The sequence below is a fragment of the Pseudomonas sp. SIMBA_041 genome (assembly GCF_046535095.1).
Taxonomy (GTDB): domain Bacteria; phylum Pseudomonadota; class Gammaproteobacteria; order Pseudomonadales; family Pseudomonadaceae; genus Aquipseudomonas; species Aquipseudomonas mucoides.
Genome location: NZ_JAWRXJ010000924.1, coordinates 1 through 237, shown reverse-complemented (window position 1 = coordinate 237; position 237 = coordinate 1). Strand labels below are relative to the sequence as shown.

The 237-nt window shown below is 65.0% G+C and carries 1 pseudogene; it reads left to right on the top strand.

Going from position 1 to position 237, the window contains the following annotated elements:
* Positions 1-107: 107 nt before the first annotated feature.
* A pseudogene (locus SB725_RS33830) lies at positions 108-237 on the top strand (hypothetical protein); the annotation flags it as partial.

Below are 237 nucleotides of genomic sequence, written 5' to 3'. Positions count from 1 at the left end.
CAGGCGGTCGAGGTTGCGGTAGGCCAGGTCTATGCGGCTGCACGCCGCCAGGGCCAGGGCGAACGCCACGGCGATGAGCAGGGGCTTGAACAGGCGCCGAAGCCGGCATCCCGCTGGCCAAGGCCGAAGCCCAGGCACTGCGCTATGGCAACGAGATCGCCTCGGACTACACCTACACCGCGATCCGCTTCCTTGAAGTGGTACTGAGCTGGTTCTGGAACAAGATCTACGACGGCA